19 protein-coding genes are annotated in these 19,316 nt (G+C 68.3%); 14 read left to right on the top strand and 5 right to left on the bottom strand.

The window, feature by feature from the left end:
* Nucleotides 1-110 precede the first annotated feature (110 nt).
* The 4 genes from FZN60_RS12180 to FZN60_RS12165 all read right to left on the bottom strand — a co-directional run bounded on the left by FZN60_RS12180 (nt 111) and on the right by FZN60_RS12165 (nt 4,751).
* A complete protein-coding gene (locus FZN60_RS12180) occupies nt 111-1,142 on the bottom strand; it encodes a calcium-binding protein (protein WP_158873763.1) in 1,032 nt (343 codons plus the stop codon).
* Between the two features lie 279 nt (nt 1,143-1,421).
* Nucleotides 1,422-2,141, bottom strand: a complete 720-nt coding sequence (locus FZN60_RS12175; RefSeq protein WP_158873744.1) for a DUF7002 family protein — start codon at nt 2,139-2,141, stop codon at nt 1,422-1,424.
* Nucleotides 2,142-2,175: 34 nt separating this feature from the next.
* Nucleotides 2,176-4,272: a membrane-bound PQQ-dependent dehydrogenase, glucose/quinate/shikimate family gene (locus tag FZN60_RS12170; protein ID WP_158873743.1), complete on the bottom strand. Its 2,097-nt coding sequence runs from the start codon at nt 4,270-4,272 to the stop codon at nt 2,176-2,178.
* Between the two features lie 80 nt (nt 4,273-4,352).
* Nucleotides 4,353-4,751 carry a hypothetical protein gene (locus FZN60_RS12165; protein ID WP_199266547.1) on the bottom strand — a complete coding sequence of 133 codons (399 nt, stop codon included), beginning with the start codon at nt 4,749-4,751 and terminating at the stop codon, nt 4,353-4,355.
* A 235-nt stretch (nt 4,752-4,986) separates the two neighbouring features.
* On the opposite strand from FZN60_RS12165, the gene FZN60_RS12160 reads away from it, so the two are divergent.
* The 14 genes from FZN60_RS12160 (at nt 4,987) to lepB (ending at nt 18,688) form a co-directional block, all read left to right on the top strand.
* On the top strand, nt 4,987-6,261 hold the full coding sequence (locus FZN60_RS12160) for an Hsp70 family protein (RefSeq protein ID WP_158873742.1): 1,275 nt from the start codon (nt 4,987-4,989) through the stop codon (nt 6,259-6,261).
* Between the two features lie 32 nt (nt 6,262-6,293).
* Nucleotides 6,294-6,731: a GlcG/HbpS family heme-binding protein gene (locus tag FZN60_RS12155; RefSeq protein WP_158873741.1), complete on the top strand. Its 438-nt coding sequence runs from the start codon at nt 6,294-6,296 to the stop codon at nt 6,729-6,731.
* A 147-nt stretch (nt 6,732-6,878) separates the two neighbouring features.
* Nucleotides 6,879-7,496 (top strand): peptide-methionine (S)-S-oxide reductase MsrA, encoded by a 618-nt coding sequence (gene msrA / locus FZN60_RS12150; protein WP_158873740.1) that lies wholly within the window; start codon nt 6,879-6,881, stop codon nt 7,494-7,496.
* A gap of 149 nt (nt 7,497-7,645) precedes the next feature.
* Entirely contained in the window at nt 7,646-8,173 is a 528-nt protein-coding gene (gene dps, locus FZN60_RS12145) for a DNA starvation/stationary phase protection protein Dps (RefSeq protein ID WP_158873739.1), read from the top strand.
* A gap of 200 nt (nt 8,174-8,373) precedes the next feature.
* On the top strand, nt 8,374-10,626 hold the full coding sequence (locus FZN60_RS12140; RefSeq protein ID WP_158873738.1) for a primosomal protein N': 2,253 nt from the start codon (nt 8,374-8,376) through the stop codon (nt 10,624-10,626).
* A gap of 252 nt (nt 10,627-10,878) precedes the next feature.
* A complete protein-coding gene (locus FZN60_RS12135; protein WP_158873737.1) occupies nt 10,879-11,715 on the top strand; it encodes a flagellin N-terminal helical domain-containing protein in 837 nt (278 codons plus the stop codon).
* Between the two features lie 354 nt (nt 11,716-12,069).
* Complete coding sequence (locus FZN60_RS12130) at nt 12,070-12,216, top strand: hypothetical protein (protein ID WP_158873736.1); 147 nt, start codon at nt 12,070-12,072, stop codon at nt 12,214-12,216.
* 103 nt (nt 12,217-12,319) lie between these two features.
* Nucleotides 12,320-12,706, top strand: coding sequence for an AGROH133_08824 family phage infection protein (locus FZN60_RS12125; protein ID WP_158873735.1), 387 nt, complete (start codon nt 12,320-12,322; stop codon nt 12,704-12,706).
* Between the two features lie 230 nt (nt 12,707-12,936).
* Nucleotides 12,937-13,497, top strand: a complete 561-nt coding sequence (locus FZN60_RS12120) for a F0F1 ATP synthase subunit delta (protein WP_158873734.1) — start codon at nt 12,937-12,939, stop codon at nt 13,495-13,497.
* Complete coding sequence (gene atpA / locus FZN60_RS12115) at nt 13,497-15,026, top strand: F0F1 ATP synthase subunit alpha (RefSeq protein ID WP_158873733.1); 1,530 nt, start codon at nt 13,497-13,499, stop codon at nt 15,024-15,026. Before FZN60_RS12120 ends, atpA begins: the two co-directional genes overlap by 1 nt.
* A gap of 87 nt (nt 15,027-15,113) precedes the next feature.
* Complete coding sequence (locus FZN60_RS12110) at nt 15,114-15,989, top strand: F0F1 ATP synthase subunit gamma (protein ID WP_158873732.1); 876 nt, start codon at nt 15,114-15,116, stop codon at nt 15,987-15,989.
* 22 nt (nt 15,990-16,011) lie between these two features.
* Nucleotides 16,012-17,463: a F0F1 ATP synthase subunit beta gene (atpD, locus tag FZN60_RS12105; RefSeq protein ID WP_158873731.1), complete on the top strand. Its 1,452-nt coding sequence runs from the start codon at nt 16,012-16,014 to the stop codon at nt 17,461-17,463.
* Nucleotides 17,464-17,473: 10 nt separating this feature from the next.
* The gene (locus FZN60_RS12100) at nt 17,474-17,878 is read left to right on the top strand and encodes a F0F1 ATP synthase subunit epsilon (RefSeq protein WP_158873730.1); all 405 of its coding nucleotides are present in this window, start codon (nt 17,474-17,476) and stop codon (nt 17,876-17,878) included.
* Between the two features lie 123 nt (nt 17,879-18,001).
* Nucleotides 18,002-18,688, top strand: a complete 687-nt coding sequence (lepB, locus tag FZN60_RS12095; RefSeq protein WP_158873729.1) for a signal peptidase I — start codon at nt 18,002-18,004, stop codon at nt 18,686-18,688.
* A gap of 9 nt (nt 18,689-18,697) precedes the next feature.
* Here the strand turns inward: lepB and FZN60_RS12090 are convergent, their stop codons facing one another.
* Nucleotides 18,698-19,243 carry an RNA pyrophosphohydrolase gene (locus FZN60_RS12090; protein WP_158873728.1) on the bottom strand — a complete coding sequence of 182 codons (546 nt, stop codon included), beginning with the start codon at nt 19,241-19,243 and terminating at the stop codon, nt 18,698-18,700.
* Nucleotides 19,244-19,316 lie beyond the last annotated feature (73 nt).

Raw genomic sequence — 19,316 nt, 5'->3', positions numbered from 1 at the left:
GCCGGCACCAGCCGTCGTGCCGTGGCCGGCTGCGCCACCCCAACCCGCTTCGCCGGCCACCTCAAACGTCGCCGATAAGCCAACCATGCATTAGATTTGAACCGGGCCACCTAACGGGGGCAGGCCACGTCAAACTGGCCGTTGAAGTCCATAACCGTCAAAGTGCTGGCAGAAGCCGAAGCTGCTTGAGTGAAGAAGAGATCGCTGCCGCCCCCACCATAGACCGTATCGTTGCCCGTCCCGGCATCGATGATGTCGTGACCATAGCCGGCGTGAACGAGATCATCACCGCCCCCAGAAGCGATTCGATCGTTGGAGGCGAGAGCAGGGTTATCTCCATTATATGCCCCGTTCATCAAAATCGCCTCGTTAAGAGACGAACCTGTGATACTCCGAACGCCGACGAGTTGTGTCGCGCTGAAATCGAAAACATTCACAGAGCCGGCAGACGGAGCCGGGTCGCCATATTTGCCACCATCAAGCGTGATGTCGAACGCGGCTCGACCCTGGGAGGTGATCATCTCAATGCCAGAAATCGACGCAATATTGAGAGTCGCATTGTTCTGAGTAGCTGCGATGATATCGAATCCCGCCCCTCCGGCAATCTTGTTGTAACCGAATGGGTACTGATCCAGAAGAATAACGTCGTCGCCGTCACCGACATTGACGAGAGCAGTTTGAATAACGTTTCCGAGCATAACGACATCGTTGCCGATGCTTGTATCGATATCCAAGGATGTATAGATTCCACTCGCATTGACTGTGTCGGCTCCAGAGCCTGTCGACACGGTATCCTTGCCGCCGCCTCCCAAGATGACAAGATCATCACCACCACCGGTCGTTATTCTCTCCTCAGTGCTGTTGGTGCCATAGATCGTATCGTTGCCCTCTCCCGAATTTACGATGTTTAGGACAGAGGTAGACAACTGGATGGTATCGTTACCGGTTCCTGTCTCCACGATCGTGTACTGCGATATATATCTTCCGCCCATAACTACGGTCACATTGCCGGTGTAGGCAATGACATGGTCATTCCCGCCGTTCCCATAAACCGTATCATCACCGCCGCCGGTGTAGATCGTATCGCTGCTGGTTGTTCCGTTAATGGTTTCAGTCCGGGCCGTCCCACGTATGGTCGCCATTGCTATTCCCCCTAAATTTCACTCTGCTGATCCGATACATGCTCGATGCTCGGCGACGACATAATCGTACAACCCTAGGGATTTTACAACCATTACGCGAATAAAATCGGAATGCAAGCTGGCATACTGCCCGTCGGTATTCCGACTCACTTTCGTGGTTGTGGCCTTCTGGCTCGCCCGCTCGCCGCATCAGCCACAACCACTTAGCGCCCCCCCCCCGTCGCCTCAAAGTTGACTCACATGTGAAGTCGCGGGCAGCCACGGAAACCGGCCAGAAATTCAATAAGTTGGCCTGATTACGGGAGCGCCCGCGCTCAAGCCGGCGTCACGCTCGACCAGGATGCATGCCGGCTCGCCGCCGCCCTCGCGCGTGACGCGGGTGACGAAGCGTTCGATGTCGGGGATGCCGCCGAGGACGGCGAGTTCCACGACGGCGCCCTTGCGTCCGCGCTTGGCGCGCCACTGTCCCCACGGGCAGCCGGGGATGGTGCGGAAGGTCGAGAGGCCGCGGCGGGCGGGGAAGCGGCTCGTCGCGCCGGAATTGATCGGCGAGAGGGCGATCCGGTCGGCGTAGGCCTCGACGAGCGTGCGGGCGTCGAGCGTGAGGACGTCGTGGGCGCGGGCGCGGTAGGTTCGGGCGGCGAGGAGGCGGTCGAGGCGGGGGCGGTTCGTCCAGAAGAAGGTGCGGGCGTTGAGGAGGCGGTACCAGTCGGCGGGCGCGACGCCGTCGTCGAGACAGCGCTCGAGGCTCGCATCGCTCATCGGCCCGTTGTCGCGGATCGCGATCCGCTCGCCCGCCGGCCCCGTCAGCGTCACGCCCGCCGCCCGCCGCCCGGCCTCGATCGCCGCGCGCTCGGGCGCCGGCACGCCGCACAGGTCGAGGAGCGCGGAGGTCGACAGGAGACCGTGCGCGCGGATCGACTCCCATGCCCCCGCCTCGGCCATGTGGAACAGGAAGGGGCAGGCGGCGAGGAAGTCGTCGAGTTCGGCCTCGGTCACGGGAGCGGCACTCCGCCGGCGGGGTGCCGCGCCGCTAGCGCGCGCCGCCGTCGCCCTCGCCCTCGCCCGCCTCGTCCTTCGGCAGGGCATAGGCGATGATGGAGTCGCCGACCGGGGTTTCCATGAAGTGGTGGCCGCCCGGCGCGATGAGGACGAATTCGCGCCCATCCGCCTCGTAGGCGATCGGGTTCGCCTGGCCGCCCGCCGGCAGCGCGTCCTGCCAGACCACCTCGCCGGTCTCGACGTCGATCGCCCGGAAGAGGTCGTCGGTCGCCGCGGCGATGAAGACGAGCCCGCCCGCCGTCACCACCGAGCCGCCGTTGTTGGGCGTGCCGATGGTCAGCGGCAGATAGGTCGGGATGCCGAAGGGCCCGTTCTTGCGCGCGGTGCCGAGCGGCTTGTCCCAGAGCGTCTTGCCGGTGGCGAGCTCGATCGCGCGGATGCCGCCATAGGGCGGCTCCTTGCACAGGAGCCCGGTGAAGGGCACGCGCCAGCCGGCATTGACGTCGATGGCGTAGGGGCTGCCGGCCTGCGGGTCGCCCGCGCCTTCCGCGTTGGCGCCGCCCTGCGCGCCCGGCGGCACCTCGTTGATCGGCTTCAGGCCCATCGCGTCGGCCTCCTCGCGCGGGATCAGCCGGTTGTGGTTGGGCATGTCGTTGTAGTTGGCGACGATGACGCCGCGCTGCGGGTCGATCGCGACCGAGCCCCAGTCCGAGCCGCCGTTGTAGCCGGGATACTGGATGAAGTGCCGCTCGCTGGTCGGCGGGGTGTAGGGGCCGTCATAGCTCGCCTGCCGGAACTGGATGCGGCAGAAGAGCTGGTCGAGCGGCGTCATGCCCCACATGTCGGCCTCGGTGAGGCGGGGAAAGAGCAGGCTGTGATAGCGCGACACCGGCTGCGTCTTCGACAGCCGGTCCGGCTCGACGCCGCCGCCGGGCACCTCGACCTCCTCGACGGGGAAGAGGGATTCGCCCGTGCGCCGGTCGAGAACGAAGATGTCGCCCTGCTTGCTCGGCAGAACGATCGCCGGGACGCTCTCGCCGCCCTCGCGCGGCAGGTCGACGAGGGTCGCCTGGCTGCCGAGGTCGTAGTCCCAGACGTCGTAGTGGACGGTCTGGAAGCGCCAGCGCTCGGTGCCGGTGGCGGCGTCGAGCGCGACGAGCGAGGTCGAGTACGCCTTCTCGGCCTCCGAGCGGTTGCCGCCCCAATAATCGACGGAGGAGTTGCCGAGGGGCAGGAAGACGAGGCCGAGTTCCTCGTCGAAGCTCGCCGTGGTCCACATGTTGGGCGTGCCGCGGGTGTAGGTCTCGCCTTCCGGCGGCGCGCCCCTGCGCGTGGGCTCGGCGAGGTCCCAGGCCCAGACCAGCGCGCCCGTCACCGCGTCGTAGCCGCGGATGACGCCGGAGGGCGCGTTCTCGGCCTGCCCGTCCTTGACCTGCGCGCCGGTGACGACGACGCCCCGCACGATCGCCGGCGGCGCGGTGACGGCGTACCAGCCCGGCACGCGCTCGCCGATGCCGGCCCAAAGGTCCACCTCGCCGTTCGCGCCGAAATCGGCGCAGAGCTGGCCGGTGCGCGCGTCCACCGCGATCAGCCGCGCGTCGAGCGTGCCCTCGATGATCCGAGTCGCGCAAGGAGCGTCGGGCGCCGCGTCCGGCACGGCGAAGTAGGAGACGCCCCGGCAGCTGGCGCTGTAGGGGATCGCGTCGTTCGAGACCTGCGGATCGTGGCGCCAGCGCTCCTCGCCGGTGGCCGCGTCGAGGGCGATGAGGATGTTCTTGGCCGAGCAGAGATAGAGGCTGTCGCCGACCTTGATGGGCGTCGTTTCCGCCGCGTACTTGTTCTCGGCATTGCCGGTCGGCAGGTCGCCGGTGCGGTACTCCCAGACCTTTTCGAGCCGCGACACGTTCTCCGGCGTGATCTGGCCGAGGCTCGAGAAGCGCGTCGCATCCGCGTCGCCGCCCCAATAGGGCCAGTCACCGCCCGCCGGCAGCACCGCGCCGGCTGGCCGCTCGGCCGGTGCCGCCTCCGGCGCGGGCCCCGACTGCTGCGCGGCGGCGGGCAACAGCGCGAGCCCGGAGGACAGCGCCGAGAACAGGAACAAGCGGGCGCGGCGGGCGACGCGGGTCATGGAAGCTTTTCCTCGGGGGTGGCCGCTGCGGGAGGAGCTGATCGGGTCGAGCAAGACCGGCGCGATGCCGGAGCCGGCTCTCAATGGTAGCGGGGATCGCGGTTCAGGAGGGCCGGCAGGACGAGAAGCACGAGAAGAAGGACCACGGTCGGCGCGACGAGCCGCGGCACCTGCGCCCACCAGTGGAAGCCCGCCTCCCAGAACGCCCAGACAACCGTTCCGGCATAGGTCAGGAGGTAGACCCAGACGGCGTTGAGCGAGAGGCACAGGAGCAGGATGCCCGTGAGAACGAGGCCGAACCCGGCCGGCGCGTAGTAGAGCGAGCCGCCGAGCCAGGCGAGATAGACCCCGCCGACGAGGATCGGCAGGCCGAAGGCGAGGCAGACGAGCGCCACGGCGACGATCCCCCACCAGCCGCCGCCCTGCCGGGCGGCCTGCGAATGCGGAGAGGTCCGGACGGTGGACGAGAGGGTGGACACGGGGCGACGGCCTCCTCGACGCGCGGCGATTGCACCGGGAGCTAGGACTCGCCCCGGCGACCTCAACGAGCCGCGGCAGTTTTAACCCGCGAGCCGCGCCCGCGGTCCGCGCTCCCGCCTGCGTCCGGGGCTTTGCCCCGCGGCAGGGTCGCGTTATAGAGCCCGCCCTTTCGCAGGCGCGAGACGAGCGCGCCCGACGACCGACCCGCGCCATTTTCCGAAGGACAGTGCGACCATGAAGAGCTTCCCCGGGCTCGACTTCGGCACGACCAACTCGACCCTCGCCCTCGGCACGCCCGTGCCGGCAGGCGCATCGCCCGTGCCGCCGCGCCTTCTGGCCCTGGAGGGCGAGGCCCCGACCATCCCGTCCGCCCTCTTCTTCAACCTGGAGGACGGGATCACGCGCTTCGGCCGCGCCGCCGTCGCCGACTACGTCGACGGGGCGGACGGGCGCTTCATGCGCGCGCTGAAGAGCATCCTCGGCACGAGCCTGATGAAGGAAAAGACGCTGGTCGGGCGCGAGCGCGTGTCCTTCGAGGTGCTGATCGGCCGCTTCCTGACGCACCTGCGCGAAACGCTGGAGCGCGACACGGACGCGCCGGCGAACAGCGTCGTCATGGGCCGCCCGGTGCGCTTCGTCGACGAGAGCGACGCGGCCGATCGCGACGCGGAGAACCAGCTGGCGAGCGCCGCGCGCGAGGCCGGTTTCCGGCACATCGAGTTCCAGTACGAGCCGGTCGCCGCCGCGCTGTTCCACGAGACGCGGGTGAGCGCGGAGGAACTGGCGCTCGTCGTCGACATCGGCGGCGGCACGTCCGACTTCGCGCTGGTGCGCGTCAGCCCCGAGCGGGCGCGCGCGCCCGACCGGCGCGAGGACATCCTCGCCTTTTCCGGCGTCCATGTCGGCGGAACCGACTTCGACCGCCTCCTCAACATCGCGCGCATGCAGCCCGAATTCGGCCTCGGCAGCGAGACCTCGGACGGCAAGCGCCGCCTGCCGGTCTGGTACTTCAACGACATGGCGACCTGGCACCGGATCAACTTCCTTTATTCGCCCAAGGTCCTCGCCGACATCCGCGGCCTGAAGCGCGAGGCGGCCGAGCCGGGGAAGCTCGACCGCTTCGAGCACCTCCTCCTCAACCGCTCCGGCCACCGCCTCGCCGGCGCGGTGGAGGCCGCCAAGATCCGCCTGACCGACGAAGAAGCGACGACGATCCGCTTCGCCGAGCCGGGCCTGACCGTCGAAGCGCCGGCCAGCCGGCTGGAATTCGAGGCGGCGACGCGCGAGCTCGTGTCGCGCATCGAGGGCGCGATCGACGCCGTGCTCGCCGGCGCCGGCGTCGGGGCGGACGCGGTGGACGCTGTCATCCTCACCGGCGGCGGCGCGCAGGTGCCGGCGGTCAGCCGGGCGGCCACCGCCCGCTTCCCCCACGCCCGCGTCGCGCCGGCCGATGCCTTCGGCGCAGTCGGCATGGGCCTCGGCCTCGACGCCGCCCGGCGGTTCAACTAACGCTCGAGGGGTTCAAGGGAGAAACCGCCGCCATGACCGCCACCCGCCTCGACCTCGACACGGCCCGCCGGATCATCTCCGGCGCGCTCTTCGCGGCGCGCTCGCGCAACTTCAAGCCGCTGACGGTCGCTGTCCTCGACGCGGGCGGCGCGCTCGTCGCCCTGGAGCGCGAGGACGGATCGAGCCCGATGCGGCCGGCCATCGCCATCGGCAAGGCCAACGGCGCCGTGCAGATGGGCCTCGGCTCGCGCGCCCTGATGAAGCGGGCCGAGCAGCAGCCCTTCTTCATCCAGTCGATGAACGCGCTGGCCGGCGGCTCGCTCGTGCCCGTGCCCGGCGGCGTTCTCCTGAAATCCGCCGACGGCGTGGTTCTCGGCGCGGTCGGCGTCACCGGCGACACGTCGGACAACGACGAGATCGCCGCGCTCGCCGGGGCCGAGGCGGCCGGCCTTCACGGCGAGACGGGCTGAGGCGGCAGGCTTCACGGGAAACTGATCGCGCCCCAGCGAAGCCGGACATCACGCCGCGCCGAAGCTCCCTTGCGAAAGGCGGCGGCCGGGCGCCCACTCGCGCTCGACCGCCGCTCTTCCATCCGCGACAGGCAAGGACCCAGACCGATGCAGGCCATCCAGCGACTGGCGAGCGCCGCGGCGCTCGCCGCCCTCGTTTCCCTCGCGCCCTCCCTCGCGCCCGCCGACGAGCCGAAGACCGCGATCTTCGCGGGCGGCTGCTTCTGGTGCGTGGAGAGCGACTTCGACCACCTTCCCGGCGTTCTCGACACGACCTCCGGCTATACCGGCGGGACCTTGCCCAATCCGACCTACGAGAACCACGAGGGCCACGTCGAGGCGGTGCGCGTCACCTACGATCCCGCCAAGGTCAGCTACGACACGCTCCTGAAGGTCTTCTGGCACTCCGTCGACCCGACGGATGCGGGCGGCCAGTTCTGCGACCGCGGCCACGCCTACACCACGGCCATCTTCGCGAACGACGACGCCGAGCTGAAGGAAGCGGAGCGTTCCAAGGCGGACGTCGCCAAGAGCCTCGGCCAGCCGGTCGCCACGGCGATCGAGCGCGCCGGCCCCTTCACCGAGGCCGAGGGCTACCACCAGGACTACTACAAGAAGAACCCGATCAAGTATCAGTATTATCGCTACGGCTGCGGCCGCAACGAGCGGGTCAAGGCGGTCTGGGGCGACGATGCCTATCTCGGCATCAAGGATGCCATGAGCTGAGCCGCGCCGACGGTTTTCCACACCCGCGGGCGAAAAGCTCGGAACCGCGCCGGGGAGTCGCTGTTTCACGACCAGATTTCGCGGGCCGCAGGGATGGTCATCGTCCCCGTGCGTCCCGCAGCCCGGTTCGGAACGCCAAGGAGACCCGCATGGCCAAGAACGGCAAGGTGCAGCTGCACCCCTCCAAGAACCCGCTTTCGGAGAACATCCGCGGCGCGATGGTGGAGTTGCTCCAGAAGCATCTCGCGAGCGCCATCGACCTCAGCTACCAGTGCAAGCAGGCCCACTGGAACGTGAAGGGCATGAACTTCATCGCCGTGCACAAGCTCTTCGACGAGCTGCACGAGCAGACGGAGGGCTATGTCGACCTGATCGCCGAGCGCCTCACCGCCCTCGGCGGACAGGCTCACGGCACGGTGCAGGCCTCGAACGAGGGAACCCTCCTCACGCCCTACCCGCTCGACCTCGTCCATTCCGAGGGGCACCTGAAGCGGCTCGCGGACTCCTTCTCGGAGATGGGCGGCCACGTCGAGAAGGCCGTCGAGGAGTCGGAGGAGGCCGGCGACCCGCTGACCGCCGACCTGTTCACGCAGATCGGACGCGGACTCGACGAGTCGCTCTACTTCCTGGAAAGCCATTTCCAGCTGCCCGACGTGTCTGGCCAGACCGGCCGCTGAGCGGTCCGGCAACGGTTTCGATCGGAAGGGGCGGCCGACGGGCCGCCCCTTCGCTTGTTCGGCAGGCGCCCGCCTGATAAAGAACAAAAATGGAACAGCCTACCGCCCGCCGCGAGAAGGCCTTATCTGACCCCGAAAGGCTCGGTCCGGCGCAACAGACCGGAGCGTCGGGAGCGAAGGGCGGAGACGTGGCAGGCGGCATGCCGAAACAGGCGGACAGCGTGATCGGCAACCTGTTCGGAGACGCGCCCGCGCTCGCCGTGCCGAAGGCGCGCGCGGGCTTGAAGGACGCGGCGACCGTGCCCGTCCTCGTGCCGCTGCCCGTCGACACCTCCTATTCCTATGCCGTTCCCGAGGGCATGCACGTCGAGCCCGGCTCGATCGTGCGCGTGCCGGTCGGCCCGCGCGAGGTCGCGGGCGTCGTGTGGGACGGCTCCGGCGGCCCGGTGAACCCGAAGAAGCTTCGGCCCATCACCGGCGTCTTCGACTGCCCGCCGCTCGACTCCTCCATGCGCCGCTTCGTCGACTGGGTCGCGGACTACACGCTGACGCCCCCCGGCCTCGTCGCGCGCATGGCGTTGCGCGCGCCGACCGCCTTCGACCCCGAGCCCTTCGTCGACGGTATCCGCCTGACCGAGGCCCGCCCCGCCCGGCTGACACCGACGCGCAGCAAGGTCATCGAGACGGCCGCGCGCTTCCCCGACTGGACCCGCAACGGCCTCGCCCGGGCCGCCGGCGTGTCGGTCTCGGTGGTCGACGGGCTCGTCGCGCAGGGCGTCTTCGAGGCCGTGCGCCTGCCGCCGCAGCCGATCGTGCCCGCGCCCGACCACGGTCACGCCCGCGCCTCGCTCTCGGACGCGCAGATGGAGGCGGCGCAAGCGCTCGCGGCGCGCGTGCGCGATTTGAGCTTCTCGGCGACGCTCCTCGAAGGCGTCACCGGCTCGGGCAAGACGGAGGTTTACTTCGAGGCCGTCGCCGCGGCGCTCGAAAAGGGCCGGCAGGTGCTGATCCTCCTCCCCGAGATCGCACTCACCCAGAGCTTCATCGACCGCTTCCACGCCCGCTTCGGCGCGCCGCCGGCCGAATGGCACTCCGATATTTCCCCCAAGCGCCGCGAGGCGATCTGGCGGCAGGTGATGGAGGGCCGGGTACGGGTCGTGGCGGGCGCGCGCTCGGCGCTGTTCCTGCCCTTCAGCGAGCTCGGCCTCGTGGTCGTCGACGAGGAGCACGATCCCGCCTTCAAGCAGGAGGACCGCGCCTTCTACCACGCCCGCGACATGGCGGTCGTGCGCGCCCAGATCGCCGGCTGCGCCGCGATCCTCGCCTCCGCCACCCCTTCCGTCGAGAGCCGCGTCAACGCCGCGCACGGGCGCTACGAGCATGTCCGCCTCGACGCCCGCTTCCGCGAGGCGCCGATGCCGGACCTGTCGCTGGTGGACATGCGCCAGAACCCGCCGGCGCGCGGGCGCTTCATCTCGCCCGTGCTCCAGGCGGCAATCGCCGAAACCATCGGACGAGGCGAGCAGGCGCTCCTCTTCCTCAATCGCCGCGGCTACGCGCCCCTCACCCTCTGCCGCGTCTGCGGCCACCGCTTCCAGTGCGCCAACTGCTCGACCTGGCTCGTCGATCATCGCCTGCGCGGCTCGCTGCAGTGCCACCATTGCGGCTTCTCGATCCGGCGGCCGGAGGCGTGCCTGGAATGCGGTGCGCTTGACCACCTCGTGCCCTGCGGTCCCGGTGTCGAGCGCATCGCGGAGGAAACGCTCTCCGTCTTCCCCGATGCGCGCACGATCCTCCTCTCCTCAGACCTCGTCGGCGGGGCGCGGCGCCTGCGCCACGAGCTGGACGCCGTCGCGGACGGACGCGCCGACATCGTCATCGGCACGCAGCTCGTCGCCAAGGGCCATCACTTTCCCAAGATGACGCTGGTCGGCGCCATCGACGCCGACCTTGGCCTCGGCAATGGCGACCCGCGCGCCGCCGAGCGCACCTTCCAGCTCCTCCACCAGGTGACGGGACGTGCCGGACGCACGGGCCTGCCCAGCCGCGGCCTCATCCAGACCTATTCGCCGGAGCACCCGGTGATGCAGGCGATCGCCAGCGGCGACGTCGCGCGCTTCTACGACCGCGAGATCGAGCAGCGCCGCCATGCCGGCCTGCCGCCCTTCGGGCGCCTCGCCGCCCTCATCGTCTCCGCCGATACGCGCATCGACGCCGAGACGCATGCGCGCGCCCTGCGCATCGCCGCGCCGCAGGACGGCGACGTCGAAGTCCTCGGCCCGGCGGAAGCCCCCCTCGCGGTCCTGCGCGGCCGCCACCGCTTCCGCCTCCTCTTCCAGGCGCCCCGCCGCGCCCCCATGCAGGACTACCTGCGCCAGCTCATCGCCAACGCTCCCCCGGCGCGCGGCTCGGTCCACGTCCAGATCGACATCGATCCGCAGAGTTTTCTGTAGGATCAAGCACTTGCAGGTCCTCCGCGTGCGCCAGCCGGCGGCGCATGGTTGCCGACGCGTTTCCGGTTCCGAGGCACTTGCGTCATTGCTCTTTGCTCCAAAGCAACCATAGCACCGCCTCCCGCCATCGATTCGACCAATACATAAAATTCTAGACGTTGTAGTTCGAATATCTTGCGTTCAGCCGGACTATTAATTCCCTCGAAGCAAGCAACAAATCAACAAGCTGCTTCGAACAACGGGGAAACTACAATGGCCAGCATCAACTACGTCTCGACGAACGCCACCGCCCGCGCTGCTCTCCGCATCCTCGACGCCGACGTCAGGACCACGCAGAACCGCATTGCCACCGGCCTGAAGGTCGCCTCCGCCTCCGACAATCCCGGCGTATTCGCGATCGCTCAGGGCCTGCGCTCGGACGTCGCTTCGAGCGATCTGGTCAAGGCGCAGATCGCTCTAGGCAAGGGCCGCGCCGACACCGCTGTAGCCGCGCTGTCGACGGTAAAGGATCTCCTCTCGAAGATTAAGGATAAGATGGTCTCCGCCCAGACCACTGGAGCCGATCTCGGCGCGCTGGCGGCCGAAGTCGTTTCGCTACAGGCTCAGATCAACGCGACGATCTCCGGAGCAACTTTCAACGGCGAGAACTGGCTCGGCGATGCCGGCGCCGCGCAGAGCGTCACGATTGATATGAATGGCGTGACGCCGATTGCCCTCGGAGTGACCACCGAGAAGCTGATCGATACGGTGAGTTCTACCGATACGAAGCTGAAGGATGTCATGGACATCACCACGCTGGCCGCCACGAGCGACTTTACCGCACTCGGGACTGCAGTCGGCCTAGCCATCACTCAGGGTACGACCTATTCGGGCAAGATCGCCGGCTTCGGTCAGTCGCTCGCCAGCCAGCAAGACTTCCTGGTCAAGCTGAACGACATCCGCAACCAAGCTATCAGCTCACTGGTCGATGCGGACATGGAAGAAGAGGCGGCACGCGCAAAAGCTCCCGAGGTTCGCCAGCAGCTCGCCTATCAGGCTCTCTCCATGGGCAACACGGCCGCCCAGAACGTGCTCCTCCTGTTCCGGTAAGCCGCCGGGCCTCGATACGGCCCAAGCGTCTTCCCCGTCGTGACGGCTTGCGTCCGCGGCTTACCCTGGCCCTCCGGTGCTCCCCGTGCCGGAGGGTCCTTTCAGACCCAGCAGAACAAGCATCCCTACCGAAGTCCTCCCCGGTCTTCGGTAGGGATGCTTCGTCTTTACCATCGCGCTCGGAGAGGATGCGTTAGGCACATCTGTCATGGCTTCGTTCAGAGCTTGTGCCCGATAGTGGCTCCATCGAAGGCCGATCAACACGGCCCGAACAGAGGCGGCGAACAAGCCGCCCGCGCCATCAACAGGGAAACACCGGCCGCCACCGGCCGGACCGTCAAAGGTTCAGGAACCATGACCGCCGCGAATATCAACACTGCCCCCGCCGCCCGCACCCCAGCCGCCTCGGAGCGCGACGCGCTGCTCCGCGTGATGGCCTTCCTGCCGGCGCTGCCCCAGCCGACGGCCGAAGGCCGCACCCTCCTCCGCCTCTTCCGCTGAGCGGCAAACGCCGCGCCGCATGCCGCTTGACGCCGGGCCGGATTGGCCCGACGGAGGCGCCCATTTCCCGCGCACCGCCGCGCGACAGAACGGGACGCCCGCCATGGAACTCACCCTTCCCACGACCAATGCCGAGTGGCTGCCCTTCGCGGCCGCCGCCGTGGCCGCCCTTCTCGGCCTCCTCGCGCTTCTCGCGCCGCGCCTCGTCCTTCGCCTGAAGCCCGCCGAGCGCGAGGCGCGGGCGGTGGCCGAGGCGCGCTCGCTGATCGCGGGCTTCGGGCTCGGCATCGGCGTCGTCGGCCTCCTCCTGTTCAACCAGCCTTTCGTGCAGCTTGCCCTCGGCGCGAGCTTCGCCTTCGCCGCGCTGGGCCGGCTCGTCTCGATTCTCACGGACGGAATGGCCGGCGCCTACGACTGGCTCTTTCTCCTCGTCGCTCTCCTCCTCGCCTACTGCGCGCTGGCGCCCGTCTTCGGCCTGCCGCCCGCTTGAGGCGGCGATCCCCTGAAAAGAGCGCGGTTTTACCCGGAAATCGGGCGTCAAGCGGCGTTGTCGCGGGCAAAACCCTATGCTAGACGGAGCCTGCCCTTGGAAGGGCCTCGGCGGCACGGCCGCCTTCCTTCCGTGAATTCTCAACGGCTTCAAGCTCTTGGGGCGGCTTCCTCCACACGGGAATCGCGACAGTCGAGCTTGAACGGAACGCGAAAAGAAACGGTCGTTTCGTGGCACAAACATCCTCTCCGGTCTCCGGAGTCGCAGACCGCTACGCCCAGTCGCTCTTCGAGCTTGCGCGCGACGAGGGATCGGTCGACGCCGTCGAGGGCGAACTCGACGCCTTCGGTCGGCTGATCGAGGAGAGCGCCGACTTCCGGCGCCTGGTGGAAAGCCCTGCCTTCTCCTCCGACGATCAGCTGCGCGCCATCGACGCGATCGTGAAGGCCGCCAATCCCGGCCCGCTCACCGGCAATTTCCTGCGCGTCGTCGCGGCTAACCGCCGCCTCTTCGTGCTGCCGTCGATGATCGTCCGCTTCCGCCAGCTCGCCAGCGCCTTCCGCGGCGAGGCGGAGGCCGAGGTGACGAGCGCGCAGGCGCTCACCGATTCCCAGCGCGCCGAACTGAAGGCCGCGCTCGGCTCCTATACGGGCAAGTCCGTCAACATGCGCGAGCGCGTCGATCCCGCCATTCTCGGCGGCCTCGTCGTCAAGATCGGCTCGCGGCAGATCGACACCTCGCTCCGCACCAAACTCTCCTCCCTCAAGATCGCACTGAAAGAGGTCGGCTGATGGATATCCGCGCCGCGGAAATTTCCGCCATCCTTAAGAACCAGATCAAGAACTTCGGCTCGGAAGCGGAAGTCTCGGAGATCGGCCAGGTCCTTTCCGTCGGCGACGGCATCGCGCGCGTCTACGGCCTCGACAACGTCCAGGCCGGCGAGATGGTCGAGTTCCCCGGCGGCATCCGGGGCATGGCGCTGAACCTCGAGTCCGACAATGTCGGCGTCGTGATCTTCGGCGCCGACCGCGACATCAAGGAAGGCGACACGGTCAAGCGCACCGGCGCCATCGTGGAAGTGCCGGTCGGCAAGGGCCTCCTCGGCCGCGTCGTCGACGGTCTCGGCAACCCGATCGACGGCAAGGGCCCGATCGAGGGCGCAGAGCGTCGCCGCGTCGACGTCAAGGCCCCGGGCATCATCCCGCGCAAGTCGGTGCACGAGCCGATGTCGACGGGTCTCAAGGCCATCGACGCGCTGATCCCGATCGGCCGCGGCCAGCGCGAGCTGGTGATCGGCGACCGTCAGACCGGCAAGACCGCGATCATCCTCGACACCTTCCTCAACCAGAAGCCCGCCCACGACGAGGGCCGGACCGCCGACCAGCTCTTCTGCGTCTACGTCGCGGTCGGCCAGAAGCGCTCCACCGTGGCGCAGCTGGTGCGCACCCTGGAAGAGCGCGGCGCGCTCCAGTACTCGATCATCGTCGCCGCCACCGCCTCGGACCCGGCGCCGATGCAGTACATCGCGCCCTTCGCCGGCTGCGCCATGGGCGAGTATTTCCGCGACAACGGCATGCACGCCGTGATCGCCTATGACGACCTGTCCAAGCAGGCCGTGTCCTACCGCCAGATGTCTCTGCTGCTGCGCCGTCCGCCGGGCCGCGAAGCCTATCCGGGCGACGTCTTCTACCTGCACTCGCGCCTCCTGGAGCGCGCCGCCAAGCTCAACGACCACATGGGCGCCGGCTCGCTGACCGCCCTCCCGGTCATCGAGACGCAGGCGGGCGACGTGTCGGCCTACATCCCGACCAACGTCATCTCGATCACCGACGGCCAGATCTTCCTCGAGACCAACCTGTTCTACCAGGGCATCCGCCCGGCGGTGAACGTCGGCCTCTCGGTCAGCCGCGTGGGCTCCTCGGCCCAGATCAAGGCGATGAAGCAGGTCGCCGGCTCGATCAAGGGCGAGCTCGCCCAGTATCGCGAGATGGCCGCCTTCGCCCAGTTCGGCTCGGACCTCGACGCCGCGACGCAGCGCCTCCTCAACCGCGGCGCCCGCCTCACCGAGCTCCTCAAGCAGCCGCAGTTCTCGCCGCTGAAGACAGAGGAGCAGGTGGCGGTGATCTTCGCCGGCACGCAGGGCTATCTCGACAAGCTGGCCGTCAACCAGGTCGGCGCCTTCGAGCAGGGTCTTCTCCAGTCGCTGCGCACGCAGCACAAGGAGATCCTCGACACCATCGCCCGCGAGAAGCAGCTCTCGGACGACACCCGCGCGAAGCTGAAGTCGGTTCTCGACAGCTTCTCCAAGACCTTCGCGTAAATTCCCGCGACGGACACGTCAGACTGATCGATCCCCGGAGGAGGCTTTCCCTCCTCCGGCGGACCAACCGGAGACAGCGCCCGAGCCATGGCCTCCCTGAAAGACCTCAGGAACCGCATCGCGTCGGTCAAATCCACGCAGAAGATCACCAAGGCCATGCAGATGGTCGCGGCGGCCAAGCTGCGCCGGGCGGAAGAGGCGGCGAACGCCGCCCGTCCCTATGCCGACCGTATCGCGGCCGTGCTCGCCAACATCTCCCGCGCCACCGAGGGCGACGCCCCGGCGCTCGTGTCGGGCACCGGCAAGGAGGACACGCACCTCCTCGTCGTCTTCGCCTCCGACCGCGGTCTCGCCGGCGGCTTCAACGCCCAGATCGTCCGCCTCGTGCGCGAGCATGCCCGCAAGCTCGAAGCCGAGGGCAAGACCCTCAAGCTGATGACCGTCGGCAAGAAGGGCTTCGACATCCTGCGGCGCGATTACGGCTCGAAGATCATCGACCGCATCGAGCTGCGCGACGTGAAGCAGATCGGCTTCGCCCAGGCCGAGGATATCGGCGACAAGATCATGGCGCGCTTCAACGCGGGCGAGTTCGACGTCGCGACGATCTTCTACTCGCACTTCCAGAACGTCATCACCCAGGTGCCGACCGCGCAGCGGATCATCCCCGCCGCCGTCGAGGCCTCGGACGCGGACGCCGCGGCCAACGGCGCGGTCTACGAGTACGAGCCGGATCCGGCCTCGATCCTCGAGGACCTCATCCCGCGCAACATCAAGGTGCAGATCCTCCACGCGCTGCTCGAGAACGCCGCCTCCGAACAGGGCGCGCGCATGAGCGCCATGGACAGCGCCACCCGCAACGCCGGCGACATGATCGACCGGCTCTCGATCTCCTACAACCGCCAGCGCCAGGCGCAGATCACGACGGAACTCGTCGAGATCATCTCCGGCGCCGAAGCGCTCTAACCCTTCCGAGGAGTCCGGTCCCATGTCCGACACCAACTTCACCGCCGGCCGGCAGGGTCGCGTCGCCCAGGTCATCGGCGCCGTCGTCGACGTCGAGTTCGACGGCCACCTGCCCGCGATCCTGAACGCCCTCGAATGCGACAACCAGGGCAATCGCCTGGTGCTCGAGGTCGCCCAGCACCTCGGCGAGAACACCGTCCGCACCATCGCCATGGACCTCACCGAGGGCCTGGTGCGCGGCCAACCGGTGCGCGACACCGGCGCTCCGATCGAGGTGCCCGTCGGCGACGAGACGCTCGGCCGCATCATGAACGTCATCGGCGAGCCGATCGACGAGGTCGGCCCGATCGTCACGGCCAGCAAGCGCGCCATCCACCAGGAAGCGCCGCCCTACGTCGAGCAGAGCCCCGAGTCGCAGATCCTGGTGACGGGCATCAAGGTCATCGACCTCCTCGCCCCTTACGCCCGCGGCGGCAAGATCGGCCTCTTCGGCGGCGCCGGCGTCGGCAAGACCGTGCTGATCCAGGAGCTGATCAACAACGTCGCGAAGGCGCACGGCGGCTACTCCGTGTTCGCCGGCGTCGGCGAGCGCACCCGCGAGGGCAACGATCTCTATCACGAGATGATCGAGTCGGGCGTCAACAAGGACCCGCACGAGAACGGCGGCTCGGCCGTCGGCTCCAAGGCCGCGCTCGTCTACGGCCAGATGAACGAGCCGCCCGGCGCCCGCGCCCGCGTCGCGCTGACCGGCCTCACCATCGCCGAGCATTTCCGCGACCAGGGTCAGGACGTTCTGTTCTTCGTCGACAACATCTTCCGCTTCACGCAGGCGGGCTCCGAGGTGTCGGCGCTTCTCGGCCGCATTCCCTCGGCCGTGGGCTATCAGCCGACGCTGGCCACCGACATGGGCGCGATGCAGGAGCGCATCACGACCACGACCAAGGGCTCGATCACGTCCGTGCAGGCCATCTACGTGCCCGCCGACGACCTGACCGACCCGGCGCCGGCCACCTCCTTCGCCCACCTCGACGCGACCACGGTTCTCAACCGTGCGATCTCGGAAAAGGGCATCTACCCGGCCGTCGATCCGCTCGACTCCACCTCGCGCATGCTGTCGCCGATGATCATCGGGGAGGAGCACTACACCGTCGCGCGGCGCGTCCAGCAGATCCTGCAGAAGTACAAGTCGCTGCAGGACATCATCGCGATCCTGGGCATGGACGAGCTCTCGGAAGAGGACAAGCTGACGGTAGCGCGCGCCCGCAAGATCGAGCGCTTCCTCAGCCAGCCCTTCTTCGTCGCCGAGGTGTTCACCGGCTCGCCGGGCCAGCTCGTTCCGCTCGAGGACACGATCCGCTCCTTCAAGGGCCTCGTCGACGGCGAGTACGATCACCTGCCGGAAGCCGCCTTCTACATGGTCGGCTCGATCGACATGGCCATCGAGAAGGCCCAGCGCCTCGCTCAGGCGGCCTGAGGTCTGATCCGTGGCTGAGAGCTTCCCCTTCGACCTCGTTTCGCCGGAGCGGCAGCTCCTGTCCGAGGCGGCGACCGCGGTCGTCGTCCCCGGCACCGAAGGCTACTTCACCGTCATGGCGGGCCACGCGCCCTTCATGACGACCGTCAAGCCGGGTGTCGTCCAGGCGACGCTCGCCAACGGCCGCGAAGAGCGCATCTTCGTGCTCGGCGGTTTCGCCGACGTCTCGCCGGCCGGCTTCACGCTGCTCGCCGAGCACGCGACGCCGGTCTCCGACATGAACGCCGCCGACCTCGACGCGCGCATCCGCGACGCCGAAGAAGACGTCAAGGACTCCGAGACGCCGGAGCGCAAGGCCAAGGCCGAGCGCGATCTGGCGGCGCTGAAGGAAGCCCGCTCCGCCCTCGCCGGCTGACGGCAGCTTCCCTCGCGAACCATACAAGGCCCGGCCCCAGCGCCGGGCCTTTTTGCATCGCGGCTCGACGTTGTTCGCGTCGCGCCTATGCTTGGAAAGGTCTCGGAAGAGGAAGACGGCCGAATGCGCAAGCTCGTGATCACCGTCCTCGTCGCGGCCACGGCGATCCTGCCGTCGGCGGCGCACGCATTCCGCAACTTCACCGTTCCTTCGAGCAGCATGGAGCCCGTTCTCGGTCCCGGCGACGTCGTGACGGCGGCGCTCTACGGCTTCGACTACGACGCCCTGGCGCAGGGGCAACCTCTGACGCCGAGCGACGACCCGACGTTCCAGCCAAAACGCGGCGACGTCGCCTTCTTCAGCGCCGAGGACGGAACGGTCTTCGTCATGCGCATCGTCGGCCTCGGCGGCGACCGCGTGCAGATGGTGGGCGGCCTGCTTCACCTGAACGGCGAGCCGGTTCCGACGCGGCCGACAAACGCCGTGCCTGACCTGTGCACGGATGGCGAGGCCTGTGAGTTCTTTCGGGAGACGCCGCCTGGAATGGACGGCGGCTACGTCGTCATGAGCCAGCGGGAGGACGGGATCGCCGACAGTACGGAAGCGTTCACCGTGCCGGAGGGCCACTTCTTCGTCATGGGCGACAACCGCGACAACGCCAACGACAGCCGCTTCGTCGGCAGCGACTTCGGCATGGTCGGGTTCGTGCCGCGCGAGGCGATGATCGGACGCCTCCACGCGATCCTCTACAGCCCGCGTCCGAGCCCGCCTTTCGCGGACCGGATCGCCGGCTTCCCGGCCCTGCCCTGAGGGCCGGCTTCAGTCCGCCTTCACCAGCGGCGCGAAGACGCGCGCCACGGCCTCGTAGACGCCGCGCTTGAAGGGCACGACGAGCTCGACCACCTCGCTCATGGGCTTCCAGGCATAGGCGTCGAATTCCGCCGCATGGCCTTCCGGCGGCGGGTCGATGGCGATCTCGCTCTCCTCGCCCTCGAACCGATAGGCGAACCAGCGCTGCTTCTGGCCGCGGAAGCGGCCCTTGAGCGCGATTCCGACCAATTCGGGCGGCAACTCGTAGGTGATCCAGTCGGGCGCCTCGCCGAGAAGCGACACGGAGCGGATGCCGGTTTCCTCATAGAGCTCGCGGCGCGCGGCGATCTCCGCGTCCTCGCCCTCGTCGATTCCGCCCTGCGGCATCTGCCAGAGCTTGAGCGCCCCTTCCATCTCCCCGCTCGGCACCACCAGCCGCCGGCCGCACCAGACGAGCCCGTCCCGGTTGACGACGACGACGCCGACGCAGGGGCGGTAGGGAAGGGTTTCGGGATCCACGGGCTTGCGGGACGGGGACGCGATCTCGGCGCACATGGGGCGGCTCCTGGCGATGCTGCGGGTCTCGGGGCGGAGATACCGCGCCCGTCCCCTCACCGCCAGCCCGCGC

The sequence above is a fragment of the Antarcticirhabdus aurantiaca genome, assembly GCF_009765365.1.
Lineage (GTDB): Bacteria > Pseudomonadota > Alphaproteobacteria > Rhizobiales > Rhizobiaceae > Antarcticirhabdus > Antarcticirhabdus aurantiaca.
This window is presented reverse-complemented; position numbering and strand designations above follow the sequence as displayed.